The sequence below is a fragment of the Nocardia sp. 2TAF39 genome (assembly GCF_052114905.1).
Taxonomy (GTDB): Bacteria; Actinomycetota; Actinomycetes; order Mycobacteriales; family Mycobacteriaceae; genus Nocardia.
In genome coordinates this window covers 97,434-118,512 of the sequence record NZ_JBFRFQ010000001.1, presented here as the reverse complement: position 1 = coordinate 118,512, position 21,079 = coordinate 97,434, and the positions used below count along the sequence as shown (strand labels likewise).

Genomic DNA, 21,079 nt, shown 5'->3' with positions numbered 1-21,079 from the left:
CAGTTGTCGACGCATGTGTTCGAGCGAGCGGAAACCATGCGCGGGTTGCTCAACGGCGCGCCGTCCTCCAGCGACGCGATCGCCGCCATCGCCTCGTGCGTCGGGATCGCTCTCGTCGGGTACCTGTGGGCGCGTTCCATGTTCAAGAACCGAGCGTGACCGCGACCAGCTGACTCCAGCTCGTCTCCGTGCCTTCCCGAGCCGCCTCGGCGAACCCCGCGTCGCCGAGGCGGCTCCGCGCGGACTGCTCGATCCGGGCCGCATCCGGTTGGGAACGGTCCGACAGGCCGCGCACGCCGACGCTCGCCGCCAGCAGCCGCGCGGCCTGCTCGTACTGTTGATCACGCAGCGCCAGGTCCGCGACCCCGACGAGCGCCTGCGCGATCAGGGGTGCATGCCCCGCCTCGGACGCCGCCTGGAAGGCGGCGATGCGGTGTTCCCGGGCCTCGTCGAGATCCTCGGCAAGGTAGCCGAGCAGATCTTGTATCACCGCGCGGACGATTGCCAGCTCGGCGTCATCGCCCAGCATCGCTGTCGCGACGTCGAGTTGCCGGTGTGCCTGCTCGGCGTCGCCGCTCCAGCGCGCGAGCTCCGCCTTCGACAGCGCCAGCTCGGCAAGCATATTCGGCCGGGCGATTCGTTCCGCGGACCGTTGTGCCTCGGCCATGGCAGCCGCGCTCGACTCCTCATCGCCCAACAGCCAGTACAACTGGGCCTGCCGCGACCGCATCGGCACGACATCCTCAATGGCACCGACCTCGATGACGACCGCGATCGCCTGTTCGTAGTGTTCGCACGCACCGGCGAACTCGCCACGCATGGCGATTCGATTCGCCAGCTCGGTCAGGGCGAACGAAATCCCCCACCGGTCGCCGATTGCGCGGAATTCGGTGAGCGCGAGCTCGAGATAGGCGTCCGCATCCCGGCCGCCCTGGCCGAGTTGGATCCGCATCTTGCCGAGGTGCAGCCGGGCCAGTGCGCGTACCCAGGGGTCCTTGTCGTCCAGCAATGATTCCCACGCGGGCAAGAACGCGTCCGGCGCCCGCAGCATGCGCTCCAGTGGGGCGACGAACGCCAGCGCCGGGTGACGGCCCTCAATACGCCGGCTGATTTCGTAAGCCTTGTGGATCCACTCCTGCGCCTGGTACTGGTCACCCTGTCGCCCGGAGGCCACGAACTGTACGACGAATGCGTACACCACGGCCCGGATCTCGTCGGCCACCTCGCCGGGCATGGCAGTGGCCGCCATGATCAGCTCAATGCCCTCGGCCTTGTGCCCGCCGAGCCACCAGTACCAGCCGGCGGCAGCGGCGAGCCGCATCGCCCCGTCTGCCTCGCCGGCCGCGAGCGCACCGCGCATCGCGGCAGCGATGTTGTCGTGCTCGGCCTCGAGCGTGGCGAGCCATTCCAATTGCTCGGCGCGGCGAAGATGGGGCTCCGCGATTTCGGCGAGTTCGGTGAAATACGCGAGATGCGCACGACGCGTCAGATCCGATTCCCCCGCCTCCGCGAGACGCTGCTCGGCGTACTCCTTGATCGTGCCGAGCATCCGGTAGCGCGGAGCCCGGTCGCCCTCGGCGAGCACCAGCGATTTCTCGGTCAGCGCGGTCAGCAACTCGAGCACCTGACCCGTCTCGACCGCCACGTTCTTCCCGCCCCCCTGCCCTTCGGACCCGCCCTCCGTGCCCGCGCAGACCCGCTCGGCCGCTTCCAGGCTCGCCCCGCTCGAGAACACCGAGAGTCTGCACAGGACCATCCGTTCGGCGTCGGTGAGCAGCTCCCAGCTCCAGTCGACCACCGCACGCAGCGTCCGGTGCCGCGGCAACGCCGTACGGCTGCCGCCGGTCAGTAGGCGGAACCGGTCGTCGAGCCCGTGGGCGAGCTGATCGAGGGACATGGTGCGCAACCTGGCCGCGGCCAGTTCGATCGCCAGCGGCATCCCGTCCAGCGCCCGGCAGACCCGCGCCAGCGTCGACAATGTGTGGGTGTCGGTCGCGAGGTCCTTGCGCACCGCGCCGGCTCGGTCCCGCAGCAACTGGACGGCCGGAGCGGACTCGATCTCGCCGGGGTCGGCGTCCCCCTTCGGCAAGGCCAGCGGCACGACCGGCCATAGCGCCTCGCCGGTGATGCCGAGGGATTCCCTGCTCGTCGCGAGGATCCGCAGCCGCCGGCACTCTCCGAGCACTCGATGGGCGAATGTCGCCGCGGACTCGATCACGTGCTCGCAGTTGTCCAGAATCAGCAGCGCCTCCCGCTCCCGGACCGCGGCGACGACCCGGTCCGTCGGCTCCGCGTCCGGTGCCTCACCGAGCAGAGCATCCCGCAGGCGGAGCGCGGCGAGCGTCGCTTGCGCCACGTCACCATCGGCGCCGATGGCCGCGAGTTCGACCAGCCAGGCCCCGTCCGGCAGGTCGTCGAGCAGCGTGCGCGCGGTTTCCGTGGCCAGTCTGGTCTTTCCCGAGCCGCCCGGCCCGATCAGGGTGGTGAGCCGATGTTCGGCGATGAGTTCGCGGACCGCGGCGACATCAGCGTTCTTGCCGACGAAGCTGGTCAGCTCGGCACGCAGGTTGGTCTTCCGGTTTTCCTCCCGCCGTCCCAACTCACCCCGCAGCAGCGCGACGTGCAATGCGGACAACTCCGGTGCGGGGTCGACGCCCAGCTCGGCGGCCAGGGTTTCTCTCGTGCGCTCGTACACCCGCAGCGCTTCGGTGTCGCGACCGGTCGCAGCGAGGGCACGCATCAACGCGGCGACAAGCCGTTCTCGCACCGGATGCGCGGCCACCAAGTCGGTCAGTTCGGTGACCAGCTCCACACCGTGGCCGAGGCTGATCTCCGCATCGAACCGATCCTCAATGGCTGTCAGGCGTAACCCCTCGAGCCGGGTGACCGCCGCGTCGAACGCCGCACTCTCCTGCAAACCGATGTCCTGCATGGCCGCACCACGCCACAACGCGAGGGCCTCGCGCAGCCACCCTAGCCGCCGTGGATCCTCGGCATTGCGGCCCTGGGCGACGAGGCGTTCGAAGCGCACCGCGTCGACGGCGTCGGGTTCCACCCTCAACCGGTAGCCGTCCCCCTGCCCCTCGACCAACCCTTCCGGCAGCGCCTTGCGCAGCCGGGAAACCAAGCGGTGCAAGGCATTCGCCGCGTCGGAGGGTGGGCGCTCACCCCAGATCCAGTCGATGAGCGTCGCCTTCGGGACCGCGTGACCTGGTTCGAGTGCGAGGGCGATCAACAGCCCGCGCAGCCGGGCGCCCGACACGTCGGCGAAAACGCCGTCGTCCGTGCGAATCTCGAATGGTCCAAGTATCCCGATCTGCACCTGGCTGATCTTGCCATGGGTGATTGGCAGGCCTCCGACCGCTGATACGGCGCAGATAGTTGCCGAGGTATCGGTTCCTGGGCTGGTACCAGCAGGTCGTCGTCAATCGTCCGGGAAGCTGGCCGATTGTTCGGCTTGTCTGCCGGGCGCCGTCGAACTTCGCATTGTCCCTGGACGGTTTCGGCGGCGGTTGTCCGATAGCGGTCGGTTCGTCGTCGCGCGGGGCCAGCCGACCATGTCTCCGGCATGGTCGATGTCAGAGCCGTGTCAGTCCTATGTCAGGTACGTCGGCGAGTGTGGTCGCAACAACCGCCACGAAAGGAAATCCGATGCGTCGAACGGCTCCCATCCCGCACGGCCTGCCCATGGAGCGCAATGCGGGCCCCTTCGACCCGCCCCGCGAGATCACCCGGCTGCGCGAGGCCCGCCCGGTCAGTCCCATGGTCTTCCCCGACGGTCACGAGGGCTGGCTCGTCACCGGCTACGACGCGGTCCGCCAGCTCATGGCCGACAACCGGTTCAGCTCCCGCCAGGACATCGGCATTCTCCATGTGCCGTACGAGATCCCCGGCATGCCCGTCGCGACCGAACCGTCCCCGCAGATTCCGGGCTTGTTCATCGCCATGGACCCACCGGACCACACCCGGCTGCGGCGCATGCTCACCGGCGCCTTCACCGTCAAACGGATGAAGCAGCTCGAAGAGCACATCATCGACATCGCCGAGCGGCAACTGGACGAGATGGTGGGCCTGACCCCGCCGGTCGACCTGGTCAAGGAGTTCGCGCTGCCGGTGCCCTCGCTGGTGATCTGCGAACTGCTCGGTGTCCCCTACGCCGACCGGGAAACCTTCCAAGTCAACTCCGCCAAATTCTTGGTCAAGGACCAGGCGCTCGACGAGAAGATGGCCGCGTACGGCGCAATGACCACATACCTCGCCGAACTGGTCACGTGCAAACGCGCCGAGCCCGGCGACGACATACTGTCCGACCTGGCCCGCAATGACGACCTCACCATCGAGGAGCTGACCGGCATCGCCTTCCTGTTGCTGCTCGCGGGCCACGAGACCACCGCCAACATGCTGGCACTGGGCACTTTCGCACTCTTGGAGCACCCTGAGCAGCTGGCCGAACTGCGCGCCGACCCGGATCTGCTGCCCGATGCCGTCGAGGAACTCCTGCGCTACCTGTCCGTTGCCGATATCTTCTATCGCTACGCCACCGATGACATCGAACTCGGCGGCGAAACAATCGGCAAGGGATCCACCGTCGTTGTCTCACTGCTGGCCGCCAACCACGACCCTCAGCGCTTCGACAACCCCGACACCCTCGACATCCGCCGCGAGGCCCGCGGTCGCCTGGCCTTCGGCCACGGCATCCACACATGTCTCGGCCAGCAACTCGCCCGCATCGAGATGCGCGCCGGTTTCGAGGGACTGCTGCGTCGCTTCCCGACCCTCGAGCTCGCCATCCCCGCCGGCGAGGTGAAACTCAGGACCGACATGAATATCTACGGCGTCCACGAACTGCCGGTCACCTGGACGGAAACGGCCCGGTAAAACATATTCGATCTACCCGTTGGTCACGAAAGGAGATAACGAGGTGCGAATCTCTGCGGATCGGGAGCGCTGTATCGGCTCGGGCATGTGCGCCCTTATCGCGCCGGAGATCTTCGATCAGGACGAGGACGACGGCCGGGTGCGGTTGCTCGACCCAAGACCGCTGCGCAGTCACTCAGCGGTGCGGGAGGCCTTGGATGCGTGCCCGTCCGGGGCGCTCGAAATCGACGCGTCCTGGGACTAGAGGTGGACTAGAGGCCGATCAACTCAACTGAGGACGGTCACTCGGGTTCTCGTGTGCTGGCGGACTGTCGTAGGAGAGCCGCAGCCCTTCCTGCGACGATGTCGGAATGCCTGCTCCATGTCGTCGAAATAGAATTCGTGCGTCGTCATATGCGAGGGGTCGAGTCGCTGGATATTCAATATCCGGAGCAGGCGTTCCATGCGGAGCCTGCCGCCCGGGCAGAGCCCGGTCGCAATTGTGTTACGCCCGCGCCTGTCGCCTCGGCTTCGATCGCCTGAACACCCTGGGATCCCCGCACACCTCGTTCGAACTCGTCTGCCACGCCGAAATATACTGCGGCACAACGTTACAAGCGAACGATCGCAGATAACGAACGACAACTGTCGCGACAAGCTCGGCTTCCATTCGCGATCTCGGCGATGACATCGAACATGGCAACATCGGATGATAGCTATGAAATTGCCAAATACTTGGGCGGGAACGTCTCGGCACTGTTTCCGCGTCGTGTGCTACTCGGTTGCCTGGGGCGGTTCAGGGTCGTCGGGTTGCGGCTTCCTGGCTCGGCTCAGGGGGGCGGTTGGCGCGGCGAGAACCACGTGTCGGTAGTCCTCTCTCCTGTGTATACGGATTATCTGCGGTGGTCACGGACTTCGTTGGTCTTTCGGGTCTCGATCGCGCATCCTGTCGACGAGCCTGCGCAGGCTTGGATGGCGGTGGCGGCCCATGCGGCTGCGGGCGCGGTGAGTGTCGGTGCCGGATCGGGGATTCGGTATGTTTCGCGGTCGTTTCCGAAAGTTGCGCAAAAGTTGCTGACATTCGCTGGTTGGTCGGTAACAATGGGTTCGGTCAAACGACGCTGTCCACTCAACCAACTTTGGAGGGAAGCTCAATGGCACAAGACACGATGAGCGATGCGAAGCGCGGCGACGTCCAGGACATCCCCCGGGACATCGATATGCTGCGGCTCGGTGTCGACGAGGCGCGGCAGGAAGCGCAGAGCGCTCGTCAGTACGCCCAGCAGGCGCAGCACCTGGCCCGGCAGGCGCAGAACCAGACACGTCAGGTTCAGCACCAGGCGCAGATCGCGCAGCACGAGGCCAACCAGGCCAACCAGCAGGCCCAGCAGGCCCGCCAACAAGCCATCCAGGCGGGGAACCAGGCCCAACAGGCCCAGGGCGAGGCCGACCGGGCGCAGAACCAGGCCCAGCAGGCACAGGGCGAGGCCAACCAGTCCAACCAGCGGGCTCAGTCGGCGCAGGATCAGGCCGACCAGGCCAGCCAGTTGGCCCAGCAGGCCGAGGATCAGGCCACCCGTTCCCAGGACCGGGCCATGCAGTGGGAAATGCAGCTGCACAACCTTCGCCAGCAGGCACGTCAGATGCAGTCGCGCTAACCAATCTGCCGTCACTGAATGATGTGTCGGCGAAAGGGGCCGCCGCCCGACTGGGTGCGCTCCTTTCGTCGACCATGAAAGGCGGTCGCGGATGAGCGAACCGACTCCAACCCCGACCAACGTCGAGGTGATCGTGCCGGAGGCAATGAGCGTCGGCGCCTACGCCAACGGGTTCACCTGCTGGTACAACCGCACCGACTTCACGCTCGACTTCCTCGTATACCTGCCGACCGATCAGGGTGTCGACGACGCCGGTCGGCCTGTGCTGCGCCAACCGACTCAGGTGGTGTCGAGGGTGAAGTTCCCCCCGGCGATGATCTTCCGCCTGATGCAGATCTTGAACGACAGCATGAGCAACTATGAACACCAGTTCGGCGCGATCGTCCATCTCGGGGAATAACCGAACAGGAGAAATGCGATGCTCGTATCCAGCCCCATCGCAATCCTCGCAAGCCCGCAGGACTGGGCCGTCGTGACCGACCCCGCCATCCGCTACCGGCCCGACAAGATCGACGGCCGACGCTACCGCCTCACCGCCATTACGCCGCGACCTTCGGACACAGCGGCAACCCAATGAGTACGCCGCGATTCGATGGGGCCGCTGCGTCGTAGCGCGCGGGCTCGTCGTGGCCATACTCCTTCTCCGCGTCGGCGCTGTCTGTCAGCGTCGACGCGGAGAACTCCTTGCTCGGACTCCGCGAAGCCGCGACTCGGCGGCGGCCCACGGCACGATAGAGTGCGGAGCCGTCGACGAGGAGTAGGCCATGGGCACAGAGTCCGGGATCGGTTCGCCGATCGGTGTGGTGGGTGGTGGGGAAACGGTTCGGGCCGCTGTCGTGGTCGGCGCGCTCGGCGTGGTGTTCGGAGACATCGGGACCAGCCCGATTTACACCATTCAAACGGTTTTCAACCCGGCTGATCCGCACCCGGTGCCGATCACCACGGACAACGTCTACGGCGTGGTGTCGCTGATCTTCTGGTCGGTGATGATCATCGTCACGCTGACTTACGTCTCCCTGGTGATGCGCGCCGACAATGATGGCGAAGGCGGGATCATGGCGCTGATCACGCTGCTGCGGCGGCTCGGTGGGGGACGAGGTGGTCGGGTCGCCGCGGTGCTGGCCGGACTCGGCCTCTTCGGCGCCGCGCTGTTCTTCGGCGACAGCATGATCACTCCCGCTATTTCGGTGCTGTCCGCGGTGGAGGGCCTGAAGGTCGTCGAGCCGGGGTTCGAAGGCGTGATCGTACCGATCACGGCGGTGATCATCGTCGGGCTGTTCTCGGTTCAGCGCCACGGCACGGCGGCGGTCGGTCGGCTGTTCGGGCCGGTGATGATCATCTGGTTCACGTCGATCGGCGCCTTCGGTGTCGCCGGTATCAGCCGGCACCCGGAAATACTGAAGGCGTTATCGCCGATCTATGCGCTGACCTTTATGTTCGGGCACTTCGGCATCGCCTTTTTCGCGCTGGCCGCGGTCGTGCTCGCGGTCACCGGTGCCGAGGCGCTGTATGCCGACATGGGCCACTTCGGTCGGCGGGCGATCACCCGCGGCTGGCTGGGGCTCGTGCTGCCCGCGTGCGTGCTGAGCTATTTCGGCCAGGGTGCGCTACTTCTCGGTGACCAGGGCGCAGCGAGCAGCCCGTTCTTTCTGCTCGCCCCTGGCTGGGCGCGCCTGCCGCTGGTGCTGCTGGCAACCGCTGCGACGGTGATCGCCTCGCAGGCGGTGATCACCGGCGCCTATTCGGTGGCGTCGCAGGCCGCCCAGTTGGGTTACCTGCCGAGGTTGCGGGTCGCGCACACCTCGGAGTCGACGATCGGACAGATTTACGTTCCGTGGATCAACTGGGTGCTGATGGTGGCCGTGCTCACGCTGGTGTTCGCTTTCCGCAGCTCGGCGGCGCTGGCGTACGCGTTCGGCATGGCGGTGACCGCGACGATCACCATCACGACGCTGCTGTTCTTCTACGTCGCCCGTGCCAAGTGGGGCACTCCGCTGTGGCTGATCCTGCTCGGCGCCATCCCCCTGCTGGTGGTCGACCTGTTGTTCCTGTCGGCGAACATGACCAAGTTGGTGCACGGGGCATGGTTGCCGCTGCTGATCGGGCTCACTGCGTTCACTGTGATGACAACCTGGCAGCGTGGTCGCGAAATCGTCACCCGTGCGCGTGAGCAGGCGGAGGGGTCGCTGCGTGTGTTTGTCGATCAACTGCAGGATTACCGGCCGCAGCTCCTGCGGATTCCGGGCACCGCGGTGTTTCTCAACCGCGGTAAACAGACCGCGCCGCTGGCGATGCGGGCCAACGTCGAGCACAATCGCGTGCTGCACGAACACGTGGTGATCATGTCGATCGACACGCTGCCTGTGCCGCGCATACCGGACGCGGAACGCACGGAGATCGACGCGCTCGGCTACGCCGAAGACGGAATCATCCACGTGACCGCGCATTTCGGATACATGGAAACGCCGAACATCCCCGACGCGCTGCGGCTGCTCGACCCCGCGCACACCGAAGGCCAGATAGCGATCGATGACGCCTCGTACTTCTTGTCGAAGATCGAGTTGAAGAAGGGCGCGGCACGGACGATGGCACCCTGGCGCAAGCGCCTGTTCATCGCCACGTCCTACATCACCGCCGACGCTGCCGAGTTCTTCGGCCTGCCGGGCGAGCGGACTGTGATCATGGGTTCGCGAGTCGAGGTGTAGTAGTCGGCTGCTGCGACCGGATACCTCGTGCGGTCACAGCCGCTGCTTCCGACCCGGTGGTCTGTTCTGGGGAGCCCTCGACTGGGTTGCGACGTAGCATCGTGCGATGCCATCTCTTCCACCGTTGCCCTCGTTTCGTCATTCTGGGCGGGTGGGGAGGTCTTCGCCGCATATCCGTGTTCCAACTGCTCGTGCGATTGTCGATTGCGCGGTGTACGTCGACGGGTGTCGATTGCCGGGCCGTTTCACGCATGCGGCCGCGTTGGCGAAGGTGCGTGAGCGTGGTGCGGGTTTCGTGTGGGTCGGGTTGCATGATCCCGACGAGGAGCAGATGGCCGATATCGCGCAGACGTTCGGGCTCCACGCATTGGCCGTCGAGGATGCGGTCAAGGCGAATCAGCGGCCGAAACTCGAACGCTACGACGACACGCTGGTGCTGGTGATGCGCACGGTCGCCTACGTAGAGCACGAATTACACAGTGTCAGCGAGATCGTCGAGACCGGCGAAATACTGATCTTCTCCGCGCCCGACTTCGTAGTCGCGGTACGACACGGCGAACATTCGGGGCTGTCCACCGTGCGTAAGCAGTTGGAGGCCGACTCGGATCGGCTGCGCCTCGGGCCCGGCGCGGTGTTGCATGCGATCGCGGATTACGTGGTGGATTCGTATATCGAGGTCACTCAGTCGGTCGAGCTCGATGTCGATGCGATGGAGGAGGAGATCTTCACACCGCGCAGCAAGGTAGCCATCGAGTCGATCTACCAGCTCAAGCGTGAGGTCGTCGAGTTACGGCGATCGGTGAACCCGCTCGCGGTTCCGCTCGAGACGCTCGGACGCGGCATCGAGTTGCCGTTGCCGAAGGAGGTCCGGCGATATATGCGAGATGTCGCCGACCATCACACGACCGTGGCTGATCGGATCAACGATTTCGACGAGTCGCTCAGCGCACTGATCGGAGCCGCGTTGGCCAAGACCGCGGTGCAGCAGAATACCGACATGCGCAAAATTACGGCGTATATCTCGATCGGTGCCGTGCCGACGATGGTCGCCGGGATCTACGGTATGAATTTCGAGCACATGCCGGAATTACACCAGGTATGGGGTTATCCGCTGGTTCTCGTCGTGATCGTGACGATCTGCACGGCCTTGTACATCAATCTGCGCCGCAACAATTGGTTGTAGCGACTGACGATTCGGTGCAGCCCGCGGCGGCGACACCGACGGCTGTGTCGGCCAACTCGTGACGGATACCGCGGGACCTCAGGTCACGATGCGCAGTGGGTGTTCCAGAAGGTCCTTCAGCTGCCGGAGGAAGGTAGCTGCGGTGGCTCCGTCGATGGCGCGGTGATCGGCGGAAAGGGTGACGCGGAGGATCTTGCGGGTGACGACCGCACCGTCGACGAGGTGCAGCTGGTCGGTGGCGGCACCGATGGCGAGGATGGCGGCTTCGGGTGGGTTGATGACGGCGGCGAATTGCTCGATGCCGAACATCCCGAGATTGGAGATGGTGAAGGTGCCGCCGGTCATTTCGTCCGCGCGCAGTTTGCGGGCGCGGGCACGCTCGGCCTTCTCACGGCTCTCGGCGGCGATCTCGGAGATGCTCTTTCGGTCGGCGTCGCGGATGACCGGCACGACGAGACCGGCTGGGATCGCGACGGCGACGCCGAGATGAATACCGCGGTGCCGCAACAGCTTGTCCCCGTCGAAGGAGACGTTCACCGCCGGGTCGGCGCGCAGGGTGACGGCGACGGCCTTGACGATGAGGTCGTTGATGCTCACCTTTCCGGTGCCTGCCGACTGCAGTGTCTTGTTGACGTCGGTACGGAAGGCCAGCAGGTCGGTGACGTCGATCGCGCTCGTCAGGTAGATGTGCGGGGCCTGCTGCTTGCTCTCGGTCAGGCGTTTGGCCGCTACCTGCTGGACGGTGGTCAGCGGCACCTCCTCGTAGTCGCCGGAGGCAGCGGCCACCGGGGCGGCCGAGGGTGTGGCGACCGGGGGTTCGGTCGCGGGCTGGGCGGATTCCACGTCGTGGCGGGTGATCCGCCCGCCGGGCCCGGTGCCCGTCACGCTGTTGAGGTCGATGCCCAGCTCACGTGCGATCTTACGGGCCAGGGGAGAGGACTTCCGGCGGTCGTCCGGTGCCGCTCCTGCGGCGGCCGTCGTGGTCCGGGGCGACGGCGGGATCGACGTCGATTCGGTAGAGGTGGCCGGGACAGTGACGGCTGGGGCGGGTTTCATCGCTATGCCGCTGCCGTCGCCGAGCATCGCGATCGGGCTGCCGATCGGCACTCGCGTTCCGGGTTCGGCGAGGATCTGGTCGAGCACGCCGTCGTCGTAGGCTTCCAACTCCATCAGCGCCTTGTCGGTCTCGATTTCGGCGAGAATCTCGCCCCGAGTGACCTTGTCACCGACCTGTTTGAGCCAGGCGACGACGACGCCGTCTTCCATCGTGTCGGAGAGCCGGGGCATGATGATCTCTGGCATGGCATTGTCCTCGGGTTCTCAGCGGCGCCGGCCCACGGCCGCCAGCGTTTCCAACGCGGCGGTGTGCAGGGAGTCGGCGGACGGAAGGGCGATCTGTTCGAGTGTTTTGGCGTAAGGCAGCGGAACTTCCGCCGCGGCGACCCGCCGTACCGGCGCGTCCAGGTAGTCGAACGCTCCGTCGGATATGGTGGCGGCGACCTCGGCGCCGATCCCGTAGGTCAGCCAATCGTCTTCTGCCACCACCGCGCAGCCGGTCTTACGTACCGAGGCCACGATGGTGTCCCGATCCAAGGGCCGCAGGCTGCGCAGATCGATGACCTCGGCCGAGATGCCGGATTCGGCGTGCAGTCTCTCGGCGACCTGGGTGGCGATGGTCGCCATCCGAGAGTAGCCGATGAGCGTGATATCGGTGCCTTCCCTGGTGACGGCGGCCTTGCCGATCTCGGCAGGCGGAAGAACGTCGGGCACTTCGCCTTTGGTGTTGTAGAGGGCGAGATTTTCCAGAAACAGCACGGGGTCGTCGTCCTCGATCGCGGCGCGCAGCAGAGCTCGGGCGTCGGCGGGGGTGCTCGGCGCGACCACCTTGAGGCCGGGCACGAAGGCGTAGTAGAGCTCGATGTTCTGCGAGTGGGTCGCGCCGAGTTGCTGGCCGCCGCCGCCGGGGGTGCGGATGACCAGCGGCACGCTGGTCTGGCCGCCGAACATGCCGTAGATCTTGGCGGCGTGGTTGACGATCTGGTCCAGCGCGAGCAGCGAGAAGTTGATCGTCATGAGTTCGACGACCGGGCGCAGCCCGAGCATCGCGGCGCCGACGGCGGCGCCGACGAAACCCTCTTCGGCGATCGGGGTGTCGCGCACGCGCTGCTCGCCGAATTCGGCGAGCAGCCCCGCGGTGATCTTGTAGGAGCCTTCGAAGACGCCGATCTCTTCCCCGATCAGGAAGACATCCTCGTCACGCCGCATTTCCTCGCGCAAGGTTTCGCGAAGCGCTTCGCGATAGGTGATGACAGGCACGGTTGTCCTTAGCAGTCTGAAACTACAGCGGTCAGAAGAGCGGATCGGCGGGCAGCCTGCGGGATTCGCCCGCGACCGGGGTGGCGTAGGTGTAGTCGAACAGGCTCGACGGGTCCGGATGCGGGCTGGCGTCCGCGAAGGCCACCGCAGCGTCGACCTCTTCCTCGACGGACCGTTCGATCTCCGCGGCGTCGGTTTCGTCCAGGACACCGGACTCGATGAGGTCCGCGCGCCACCGTGCGACCGGATCGGATTCCCGTGCGGTGGCGACATCTTCGGCGCTGCGGTACTTCGCCGGGTCGACGACGGAATGGCCCTTGAGCCGATAGCTGATGGTTTCCAGCAGCGCCGGTTTGCCCTCGCGTCGCGCTGTTTCCACCAGTTCGCGGGCGATATCGCGCACGGCGAGCACATCGGCGCCGTCGACCTGTTCGCCGCGCATCCGGTATCCGGCGGCACGCTTGTACAGGTCCGGTTCGGCGGAGGAATTCTCGACTCTGGTGCCCATGCCGAGCTGGTTGTTGATCACGACGAACACGACCGGCAGGTTCCACAGCGCCGCGAGGTTGAGCGACTCGTGAAAGGCGCCGATATTCGTCGTGCCGTCGCCCATCTGACACACCACCACGTCGTCGTCGCCGCGGTAGTCGATGGCCAGGGCGGCGCCGACGGCGAGCGGAAGCTGGCCACCCACGATGCCGTAACCGCCGAGCAGCCGGGAGGCGGTGTCGAACATATGCATCGAACCGCCCCAGCCCTTCGAGGTGCCGGTGGAGCGTCCGTACAGTTCGGCCATGACACGGCCGGGCTCGATGCCTTTGGCGATGGCGTAGCCGTGTTCGCGGTAGTTGGTGAACAGGTAGTCGGTGGGCCGCATCGCCGCGGCGAGTCCGACCACGGTGGCCTCCTCGCCGAGGTTGAGGTGGCAGTAGCCGCCGATCTTGGCCTGGGTGTAGCCCTGGGCGGCGCGCTCCTCGAACCGCCGGACGAACATCATGTCGCGGAAGTAGCCGCGCAGGGTGGCGGGGTCTTCTGCGGTCGGAGTGATGGGAGTGTGCTCGATTGTTTCGGTCACGATGCTCCTCCTCAGCGCTTGCGGGGCGCGACGTGCACAGGCAGGCCGAGCGCGGAAAGCGCGGCCTCCATGCCGATCTCGCCGAGGGTGGGGTGGGCGTGGATGGTTTCGGCGAGTTCGTCGAGGGTGGCCTCGAGTGTGATCGCCAAGGTGCCTTCGGTGATCAGGTCGCTGGCGGATGGGCCGATGATGTGCACACCGAGTACCTCGCCGTGGCGCTGTCCGGCAACTATTTTGACGAACCCCTCGGTGTCACCGAAGGTCTTGGCCCGGCCCAGCGCCGCGAACGGGAACCGAGCGGTGATCACCTGGTGGCCGGCCGAGCGGGCAGCAGCCTCGGTCAGGCCGACGCTCGCGATCTCCGGATGGGTGAAGGTGGCCGCGGGAATCGCGGTGTAGTCGATCCGGTTGTCCTGTCCGGCAATGACATCCGCGGCCGTCAGACCCTGATGCGAAGCGACGTGTGCGAGCAGCGCTCGGCCGGTGACATCGCCGATCGCGTAGACGTGGTCGACGCCGGTGCGCAACTGCTCGTCGACCGGGATGAAGCCGCGCTCGTCCGTGGCGACTCCGGCGAGATCCAGTCCGAGGTCGGCGGTGTTGGGACGACGGCCGACACCGACGAGCACCACATCGGCCTCGAGCACGCGAGCGTGCGGGCCCTCGACGGTGACCCGCAGCGCCTCGTCGTGGGCGATCGAGGCGACGGTCGATCCGGTCAGCACGGTGATGCCGCGTTTGGCGAAGGACCGGCCGAGGGCCGCGCCGATGTCGCTGTCCTCGGCAGGTACCAGGCGATCCTGCATTTCGACGATGGTGACCTCGCTGCCGAAAGTGCCGAACAGGCTCGCCCATTCGGCGCCGACCGCGCTGCCTCCGACGATCACCAGCCGGTCCGGGACCGTGGTCAGCCCGAATGCGCCGTCGGAGGTGATCACGCCGGGCAGGTCGGCTCCCGGGACGGGCAGGCGGGCAGGTACGGATCCGGTCGCGATGACGACGTCGCGCGCGGTGACTTGCCGGATGGGTGTTGTGGGTGCGGCGGCATAGCGCGGGCCGTCGGGCCCGACCGGAGACGGACCCACTTCGTGAACGTCGACGGTCGTGGGGCCGGTGAAGCGGGCATGACCCTCGATCACGGTGACGCCATTGGCCGCGAGCAGACCGGCGACGCCATCGGTGAGTTCCTTGACGATGCCGTCTTTGCGCTGGCGCACGGCGGAGAAATCGAACCGGATATTGTCTGCGTATACGCCGTAATCGGCTGCGGCGCTGACGGTGTGGAACACTTCCGCGGAGCGCAGCATCGCCTTCGTCGGGATACAGCCCCAGTTCAGGCAGACTCCGCCAGGCCGCTCCTTCTCCACCAGGGCCACCGACAGGCCACGTTGCGCCGCTCGGATGGCCGCGACGTACCCGCCCGGGCCGCCCCCGACGACCAAGAGATCGAATTCCGGCACTCGTGGTGCTCCTCAGTCTCGAACGAATCCGGCCACGCCGAGGTTGTGGCGTGGGCATTGCGAACGAGTCTCGTCGGCGCGGAATGCACAAACAATGTCCCGAAAGCCCAGGAATAGCGGCGCGAGAATGGGCGCTGCGCCCAATCAGACCGTGCGGTCGGGGAGTTTCAGGGCCGACAGCGCGAGCGAGAGTTCGAGGTAGGCCCGCTGCCCGTCCAGCGGACGACCGACCAGGCCGGAGATACGCTGCAGCCGGTTGAGCACAGTGTTGCGATGGCAGTGCAGGTGCAGCGCGGCGTTGGCCGCCGAGCAGTTCTCCGCCAACCAGGCCGTGAGAGTCTGAATCAGGACGTCGCGGTCCTTGGGAGGTAACTCCAGGACCGGGCCGAGGCTGCGGGCCAGCAGTAGCCGGGTCAGGTCGGGGGACCGAACCAGCAGGGCCTCGGGGTAGCGCTCGTCCAGTGACACCAGACCGGTCGAGCCGGTAGGCAGCGTGTCCAGCGCGATCAAGGCGAGCGAATGACCCGCGCCCACCTCGGCGAGCCCCGGAACAGCGGAGGAGCACGCCGCCCTGCCGCGAGTCAGTGGGCGCAGATGACGCAGCACCGCGGAGGTGTCGCGCTGCTCCAGCGACACCAGTCCGATCATGGTGTCCACGCGGGTGTGCCAGACCGACCGGATCTGCAGCGCTGCCAGCACGGTTTCCGGCCCGGCGAGTGCCGATCTCCCATCGGGGAGAGTGTCCGCGACCACCACCAGGTAAGCGCCGTGGGCCGGTAGGTTCAACTCACGCGCCGCCCGCGCGCCGAACGTCGCGTCGTGGGCTCGCCCGGCGAGAAGGTCCTCGATCAGTGCGTGCCTGCGTCGCTCGTCGCGGCGTACCTGTTCGAGTTCGGTGTTGCGGTAGGACGTGGACAGCGCCGAGGACAATCCGTCGATCACCATCCACATCGCGGTACCGGCCTCGCGGATCTCGTGCGGTTCGATATCGACGGTTTCGGCGTTGTCCAGCAACGCTTCCCACACGATTCGACCGCCCAGCCGGAACGTGCGCAGCATGGCCTCGAGCGGCACTCCCTGTTCGGCCCGGTGCCTGCCGATCGACGCCGCGACGTCGTCGGACTCCGGATCTGTCGCCGCACCGCTCAGCAAATCGAGAATCCGGGTGAGATAACGCCGGCAACCGTCGCGCAAATCCGCGCGGGGGACCGACGTGTAGTCCGTCCATTCCGGATTGTCGGTGAAGATCGCCGCCATCAGCCGCTTGGTGAGCACCGCGACATTCGCGCGGCACATTTCGGCCAGCTTCCGTGTGCCCGCTGTGGAGAAAGGGGATCGCGGCGCTCCCATGCCGCTCGACGCTACTCCCCGCAACCGACCCGGCACGAGTAGCGGGTCCGCCACGCTGCCCTTGCGGACCGGGCCGCCGGGTTCTCTCTCCCCCACAAAGTGGGCAGGAGGCAAGAAGGCCAAGTACGGTGTCGAAACGCCATATGAGATAGAGAGTGCAACGAGGTCGCTGCGAAAATGGGCCAATATATATTCACTGATCGATTCCGCAAGGCTCGAAAAGTATTGAGCTGCGCGGCGCTTGTCGCATTTCTCGTGTCGGGGTGCGGAACCGACCGCGCCGATGATCCGGTGTCGAGCGCGCCGACCATCACAGAAGCCGCCGCGCGCACCGATCAAAAGGGGCTGTCCGTCACCGTGCCCGGCTCGCTTGCCGCGGATTTCGCCGAGCTCGCGGCCGGTGTGCGTGGACATATCGGGATGGCGGTCATGCCGGTCGGCGGCGATCGGCTGATTTCCTTCGGCGACTGGGCCAGCGGTCCCGCGTGGTCGACGATGAAGGTGCCATTGACCATCGCCGCGCTGCGGCGCAATCCGGGTGCCTCGACCTACGCCGCGTCGGCGGCGATCACCGCCTCCGACAACGCCGCCGCCGACGTGCTGTGGCAGTCGCTCGGCACCGGACAGGAGGCGGCCGAGGCGGTGCAGGCCGTGCTGCGGGAAGGCGGTGACACCAAGACCACCGTGCCCGCCACCCGTGCCCGTCCCGAGAATTCGGCCTTCGGCCAGGCCGAGTGGTCGCTGGCCGACCAGGTGCGGTTCGCCTCGCGGCTGCCCTGTCTGCCGCAGTCCGCGCGAGTGACCAGCCTGATGGGGCAGATCGTCACCAGCCAGCGCTGGGGTCTCGGTGAGTTGAGCGGCGCCGAGTTCAAGGGCGGCTGGGGGCCGGACACCTCGGGCGCCTACCTGGTGCGGCAGTTCGGGATCATCACCGCCCCGTCGGGGCACATCGCGATCGCGTTGGCGGTGCAGCCGGATTCGGGAGCGTTCAGCGACGGCATGAACGCTCTGGACAAGCTGGCCACGGTCGTCTCCCAGCACCTCGACGAGCTGTCCGGCGGCGACTGCACGGCCTGAGCCCGGGCTGTCGCGCCCGGAAACGCGAAGGCGGCAATCTGCTGGGCATCGGACCAGGCCAGTGTTACTCGGCGTTCATGGGGGCGAGGCTGCTTGGATCGGACATAGGGGGCAAGATAGCGGCCATGCGCATCGGAGTCTTGACCGGAGGCGGAGACTGCCCAGGACTGAACGCGGTCATCCGCGCCGTCGTTCGCACCGCGAACGGCCGCTACGGAGACGCCATCGTAGGCTTCGAGGACGGCTGGCGCGGCCTACTGGAAGACCGAAAGATCCAGATCCACAACGATGACCGCACCGACCGTCTGCTGACCAAGGGCGGCACCATCCTCGGCACCGCCCGCACCAACCCCGACGTGCTGTTGGCGGGCCTCGGCCGGATCAAACAGACCCTGGACGACAACGGCATCGAAGCACTGATCCCGATCGGCGGCGAGGGCACCCTCACCGCCGCGAGCTGGTTGTCCGACGAGGGAGTCCCGGTGGTGGGTGTCCCGAAGACCATCGACAACGACATCGACTGCACCGACGTCACTTTCGGCCACGACACCGCGCTGAGCATCGCCAGCGAGGCGATCGACCGGCTGCACACCACGGCGGAATCGCACCAGCGTGTGATGCTCGTCGAGGTGATGGGCCGCCACGCGGGGTGGATCGCGATCAACGCGGGCATGGCGGCGGGTGCGCACCTGACCCTGGTGCCCGAGGTCCCGTTCGACGTGGACGAGGTGTGCGGCATGATCAAGCGGCGGTTCCAGCGCGGCGACAAGCACTTCATCTGCGTCGTCGCCGAGGGCTCGCACCCGGCGCCGGATTCCGGATTCACGTTGCGCGAGGGTGGTATCGACGAATTCGGTCACGAGCGTTTCACCGGCGTCGCCCAGCAGCTCGGCGTCGAGATCGAACGGCGCATCGGCAAGGAAGTTCGCACCACCGTGCTCGGTCATGTGCAGCGCGGCGGCAGCCCGACCCCCTATGACCGGGTCCTGGCCACCCGTTTCGGTCTGCACGCCGCCGAGGCGGTGCACGCAGGCCACTTCGGCCAGATGGTCGCGCTGCACGGCACCACCATCGATCTCGTCCCGCTGTCGGAAGCCACCAAACAGCTCAAGCGGGTACCCACGGAACGCTATGGCGAGGCAGAGGCGTTCTTCGGTTGACGACGTCCGGGGCTGTGCGGAGGAAGCGAGCCCCCGAGCATGCATAGCTCCTAATAGCACCGCTTGCTATCATCGTCTCGTGACCAGGACCATCAGCCAAGCCGAACTGCGCAATGGAAGTGCCGGCGTTATGGATGCGCTCGAGGCGGGCGAAGACTTCATCATCACGCGCAATGGTCGTCCTGTGGGCGAGCTGCGGCCGCTGGTGCCGACGCGTGGGATTACCACCGCCGAGCTGAAGCGACGGCTCGCTCGCTTTGCCCGTGCAGGCTCCAGCGCCGACGAACGCGCACAGGTGGACGCAGTCTTCGGGGAAGACCGGCTCGATGATCAGTGAGCGAATGGATTCAGGCCTCCTCGACACGTGCGTGCTGATCGATTTCGAGGAGATACCGGACGATCATCTTCCGGTTGTACCGAAGGTCAGCACCGTGACACTCGCCGAACTCGGGCTGGGGGTGGCTGCGGCGCCCGACGCTACCGTTCGGTTGTTACGCACCGAACGTCTCCAGGAGTTCGAAAGCTCCTTTGAGGCATTGCCCTTCACTGCGGAGGCCGCCCGACGGTTCACAGTGATGGCCAGTTTGATCACGGTCGGCGGCCGAAGCCCGAAGCCACGCAAACTCGATCTGATGATCGGCGCGATTGCTTCGATAAACGGCCTGCCGCTGTATACCCGCAATTCTAAAGACTTCCTTGGGCTCGAGCAGGTGCTGACCGTCGTCCCGGTGTGACCGCTTCGCCGAGTGTCACATCATGACGGTCCCCGTTTTACGCGAGGTGCCACTCGCTTGGCGCCAGTTCGGCGGGCGGTCGTCGGATGATCGGTACGGTGGCAGCATGCGCACTGGGCGACTGATCGCGTTGGCTCTGTTCGTGATTGCGGCCCTGGTGGCCGGGTGCTCGGGTTCGGAGCCGAATCCACCCGAGCCGACCACCGGCGACTGGCACGGCGCCATCGAGACCCCCGGTCAACCGCTCGAAATCGGGGTGACCTTCACCGACAAGGGCACCGCGAGCATCGACATCCCGGTGCAGGGGGTGACGGCCGCGCGGCTCAAAGACGTCACCTCCGATCGGAACTCGGTGACATTCGCCATCGCCGACTTCCCGGGCGACCCGGTGTTCCGCGGGAAGTACGACTCGGCATCCGACAAGATCAGCGGTGACTTCACCCAGTTCGGCAAGAGTTTCGACCTCGTGTTGCAACGCGGCAAGGTTGCCGCACCCGCACGTCCGCAGGAGCCGAAGCCCCCGTTCCCGTACAAGTCGGAGGACGTCACCTATCGAAGTGATGACATCTCCATCGCGGGCACGCTGACCGAGCCCCAGGGCAACGGCCCGTTTCCCGCCATCCTGATGATCACCGGAAGCGGTCCGCAGGACCGCAACGAGGAAATCCTGGGCCACAAGCCGTTCCTGCTGCTGGCCGACACGTTCACTCGCGCGGGCTACGCCGTGCTGCGCACCGACGACCGCGGCGTCGGCGGCACCGGCGGCAAGCTGGAGGACGCGAACTACACCGACCTGTCCGACGATGCCGCCGCGGGCGTGAGCTACCTGCGCTCCCGCCCGGACATCGACCCGGCCCGCGTCGGACTCCTCGGCCACAGCGAGGGCGGCTACCTCGCGCCACTTGTCGCCTCGCGTCCGGACAGCGGCGTCGCGTTCGTCGTCCTCATGGCCGGTCCTGGCGTGCCCGGCTCGGATGTGCTCGTCGAACAGACCCGCCTGCTCGCCGTGGCGAACGGCAAGCCCGCCGACCAGGTCGACACCCAGGTGCGCCAGACCGGCGAGCTGGCCGCGCTGCTGAAGGAGGGCGACCTCGCCGGCGCCAAAGAGCTGGCTCGCAAGCAAAACGAGTCCCTACCCGCCGACCAGCGCGTGCCGGACGAGCAGGCAGGCGCACAGATCACGCCGTATCTGGCGGCCCTCATCGCCTACGATCCCGCTCCCGCCCTCGCCGCCCTGCGCGTCCCCGTGCTCGCATTCTTCGGCGGCAAAGACCTGCAGGTGCCCGCCGCTCAAAGCGAGCAGCCGATGCGCGACCACCTCGCCGCCGACCCGGACGCGACCGTCCATGTCTTCCCAGGGCTCAACCACCTGATGCAGCCCGCCGAAACCGGCCGACCCAGCGAGTACAGCTCGATCGAAACCACCATCTCCCCTGAAGTGTCGACCTACGTCACCGGTTGGCTCCACCAGCGGGTTCCGACGAAGTAGTGCCCCGCTCCCGGA

19 protein-coding genes are annotated in these 21,079 nt (G+C 66.5%); 13 read left to right on the top strand and 6 right to left on the bottom strand.

Going from position 1 to position 21,079, the window contains the following annotated elements:
• Positions 1-3: 3 nt before the first annotated feature.
• The gene (locus tag AB4Z47_RS00555) at positions 4-159 is read left to right on the top strand and encodes a hypothetical protein (RefSeq protein ID WP_441947157.1); all 156 of its coding nucleotides are present in this window, start codon (positions 4-6) and stop codon (positions 157-159) included.
• Here AB4Z47_RS00555 and AB4Z47_RS00550 read toward each other — a convergent pair.
• Positions 143-3,322 carry a BTAD domain-containing putative transcriptional regulator gene (locus AB4Z47_RS00550; protein ID WP_441947156.1) on the bottom strand — a complete coding sequence of 1,060 codons (3,180 nt, stop codon included), beginning with the start codon at positions 3,320-3,322 and terminating at the stop codon, positions 143-145. The genes AB4Z47_RS00555 and AB4Z47_RS00550 overlap by 17 nt on opposite strands.
• Positions 3,323-3,651: 329 nt before the next feature.
• Between AB4Z47_RS00550 and AB4Z47_RS00545 the strand changes: the two genes are divergently transcribed.
• The 7 genes from AB4Z47_RS00545 (at position 3,652) to AB4Z47_RS00515 (ending at position 10,403) form a co-directional block, all read left to right on the top strand.
• Entirely contained in the window at positions 3,652-4,878 is a 1,227-nt protein-coding gene (locus AB4Z47_RS00545) for a cytochrome P450 (RefSeq protein ID WP_441947155.1), read from the top strand.
• Positions 4,879-4,921: 43 nt separating this feature from the next.
• On the top strand, positions 4,922-5,122 hold the full coding sequence (locus AB4Z47_RS00540) for a ferredoxin (RefSeq protein WP_441947153.1): 201 nt from the start codon (positions 4,922-4,924) through the stop codon (positions 5,120-5,122).
• An 889-nt stretch (positions 5,123-6,011) separates the two neighbouring features.
• Positions 6,012-6,515, top strand: coding sequence for a hypothetical protein (locus AB4Z47_RS00535; protein ID WP_441947152.1), 504 nt, complete (start codon positions 6,012-6,014; stop codon positions 6,513-6,515).
• 91 nt (positions 6,516-6,606) lie between these two features.
• Positions 6,607-6,915 (top strand): DUF3467 domain-containing protein, encoded by a 309-nt coding sequence (locus AB4Z47_RS00530; protein WP_441947150.1) that lies wholly within the window; start codon positions 6,607-6,609, stop codon positions 6,913-6,915.
• An 18-nt stretch (positions 6,916-6,933) separates the two neighbouring features.
• Positions 6,934-7,092 (top strand): hypothetical protein, encoded by a 159-nt coding sequence (locus AB4Z47_RS00525; RefSeq protein ID WP_441947149.1) that lies wholly within the window; start codon positions 6,934-6,936, stop codon positions 7,090-7,092.
• A 187-nt stretch (positions 7,093-7,279) separates the two neighbouring features.
• On the top strand, positions 7,280-9,220 hold the full coding sequence (locus tag AB4Z47_RS00520) for a potassium transporter Kup (RefSeq protein ID WP_441947148.1): 1,941 nt from the start codon (positions 7,280-7,282) through the stop codon (positions 9,218-9,220).
• A gap of 106 nt (positions 9,221-9,326) precedes the next feature.
• Positions 9,327-10,403 carry a magnesium and cobalt transport protein CorA gene (locus AB4Z47_RS00515; RefSeq protein WP_441947147.1) on the top strand — a complete coding sequence of 359 codons (1,077 nt, stop codon included), beginning with the start codon at positions 9,327-9,329 and terminating at the stop codon, positions 10,401-10,403.
• Between the two features lie 78 nt (positions 10,404-10,481).
• Here the strand turns inward: AB4Z47_RS00515 and AB4Z47_RS00510 are convergent, their stop codons facing one another.
• From AB4Z47_RS00510 to AB4Z47_RS00490, 5 genes are all read right to left on the bottom strand, one after another.
• Positions 10,482-11,705, bottom strand: coding sequence for a dihydrolipoamide acetyltransferase family protein (locus tag AB4Z47_RS00510; protein ID WP_441947146.1), 1,224 nt, complete (start codon positions 11,703-11,705; stop codon positions 10,482-10,484).
• An 18-nt stretch (positions 11,706-11,723) separates the two neighbouring features.
• Complete coding sequence (locus tag AB4Z47_RS00505; protein ID WP_441947323.1) at positions 11,724-12,710, bottom strand: alpha-ketoacid dehydrogenase subunit beta; 987 nt, start codon at positions 12,708-12,710, stop codon at positions 11,724-11,726.
• Positions 12,711-12,750: 40 nt separating this feature from the next.
• The gene (pdhA, locus tag AB4Z47_RS00500; RefSeq protein ID WP_441947145.1) at positions 12,751-13,794 is read right to left on the bottom strand and encodes a pyruvate dehydrogenase (acetyl-transferring) E1 component subunit alpha; all 1,044 of its coding nucleotides are present in this window, start codon (positions 13,792-13,794) and stop codon (positions 12,751-12,753) included.
• Positions 13,795-13,805: 11 nt separating this feature from the next.
• Positions 13,806-15,254, bottom strand: coding sequence for a dihydrolipoyl dehydrogenase (gene lpdA / locus AB4Z47_RS00495; protein ID WP_441947144.1), 1,449 nt, complete (start codon positions 15,252-15,254; stop codon positions 13,806-13,808).
• 144 nt (positions 15,255-15,398) lie between these two features.
• Positions 15,399-16,604 carry a helix-turn-helix domain-containing protein gene (locus AB4Z47_RS00490; RefSeq protein ID WP_441947143.1) on the bottom strand — a complete coding sequence of 402 codons (1,206 nt, stop codon included), beginning with the start codon at positions 16,602-16,604 and terminating at the stop codon, positions 15,399-15,401.
• A 291-nt stretch (positions 16,605-16,895) separates the two neighbouring features.
• On the opposite strand from AB4Z47_RS00490, the gene AB4Z47_RS00485 reads away from it, so the two are divergent.
• From AB4Z47_RS00485 to AB4Z47_RS00465, 5 genes are all read left to right on the top strand, one after another.
• A complete protein-coding gene (locus tag AB4Z47_RS00485) occupies positions 16,896-17,681 on the top strand; it encodes a hypothetical protein (RefSeq protein WP_441947142.1) in 786 nt (261 codons plus the stop codon).
• A gap of 125 nt (positions 17,682-17,806) precedes the next feature.
• Positions 17,807-18,841 carry an ATP-dependent 6-phosphofructokinase gene (locus AB4Z47_RS00480; protein WP_441947141.1) on the top strand — a complete coding sequence of 345 codons (1,035 nt, stop codon included), beginning with the start codon at positions 17,807-17,809 and terminating at the stop codon, positions 18,839-18,841.
• A gap of 79 nt (positions 18,842-18,920) precedes the next feature.
• Entirely contained in the window at positions 18,921-19,178 is a 258-nt protein-coding gene (locus AB4Z47_RS00475) for a type II toxin-antitoxin system Phd/YefM family antitoxin (RefSeq protein ID WP_441947140.1), read from the top strand.
• Complete coding sequence (locus AB4Z47_RS00470; protein ID WP_441947138.1) at positions 19,168-19,575, top strand: type II toxin-antitoxin system VapC family toxin; 408 nt, start codon at positions 19,168-19,170, stop codon at positions 19,573-19,575. The genes AB4Z47_RS00475 and AB4Z47_RS00470 overlap by 11 nt, the downstream gene beginning before the upstream one ends.
• Positions 19,576-19,681: 106 nt before the next feature.
• On the top strand, positions 19,682-21,064 hold the full coding sequence (locus AB4Z47_RS00465; RefSeq protein ID WP_441947137.1) for an alpha/beta hydrolase family protein: 1,383 nt from the start codon (positions 19,682-19,684) through the stop codon (positions 21,062-21,064).
• The last annotated feature ends 15 nt before the right edge of the window (positions 21,065-21,079 follow it).

Bases quoted from the DNA above. Each gene is read 5' to 3' on its own strand.
- AB4Z47_RS00545 (WP_441947155.1), top strand. From the start codon at position 3,652: ATGCGTCGAACGGCTCCCATCCCGCACGGCCTGCCCATGGAGCGCAAT.
- AB4Z47_RS00535 (WP_441947152.1), top strand. From the start codon at position 6,012: ATGGCACAAGACACGATGAGCGATGCGAAGCGCGGCGACGTCCAGGAC.
- AB4Z47_RS00530 (WP_441947150.1), top strand. From the start codon at position 6,607: ATGAGCGAACCGACTCCAACCCCGACCAACGTCGAGGTGATCGTGCCG.
- AB4Z47_RS00525 (WP_441947149.1), top strand. From the start codon at position 6,934: ATGCTCGTATCCAGCCCCATCGCAATCCTCGCAAGCCCGCAGGACTGG.
- AB4Z47_RS00520 (WP_441947148.1), top strand. From the start codon at position 7,280: ATGGGCACAGAGTCCGGGATCGGTTCGCCGATCGGTGTGGTGGGTGGT.
- AB4Z47_RS00515 (WP_441947147.1), top strand. From the start codon at position 9,327: ATGCCATCTCTTCCACCGTTGCCCTCGTTTCGTCATTCTGGGCGGGTG.
- AB4Z47_RS00510 (WP_441947146.1), bottom strand. From the start codon at position 11,705: ATGCCAGAGATCATCATGCCCCGGCTCTCCGACACGATGGAAGACGGC.
- AB4Z47_RS00490 (WP_441947143.1), bottom strand. From the start codon at position 16,604: ATGGGAGCGCCGCGATCCCCTTTCTCCACAGCGGGCACACGGAAGCTG.
- AB4Z47_RS00480 (WP_441947141.1), top strand. From the start codon at position 17,807: ATGCGCATCGGAGTCTTGACCGGAGGCGGAGACTGCCCAGGACTGAAC.
- AB4Z47_RS00470 (WP_441947138.1), top strand. From the start codon at position 19,168: ATGATCAGTGAGCGAATGGATTCAGGCCTCCTCGACACGTGCGTGCTG.
- AB4Z47_RS00465 (WP_441947137.1), top strand. From the start codon at position 19,682: ATGCGCACTGGGCGACTGATCGCGTTGGCTCTGTTCGTGATTGCGGCC.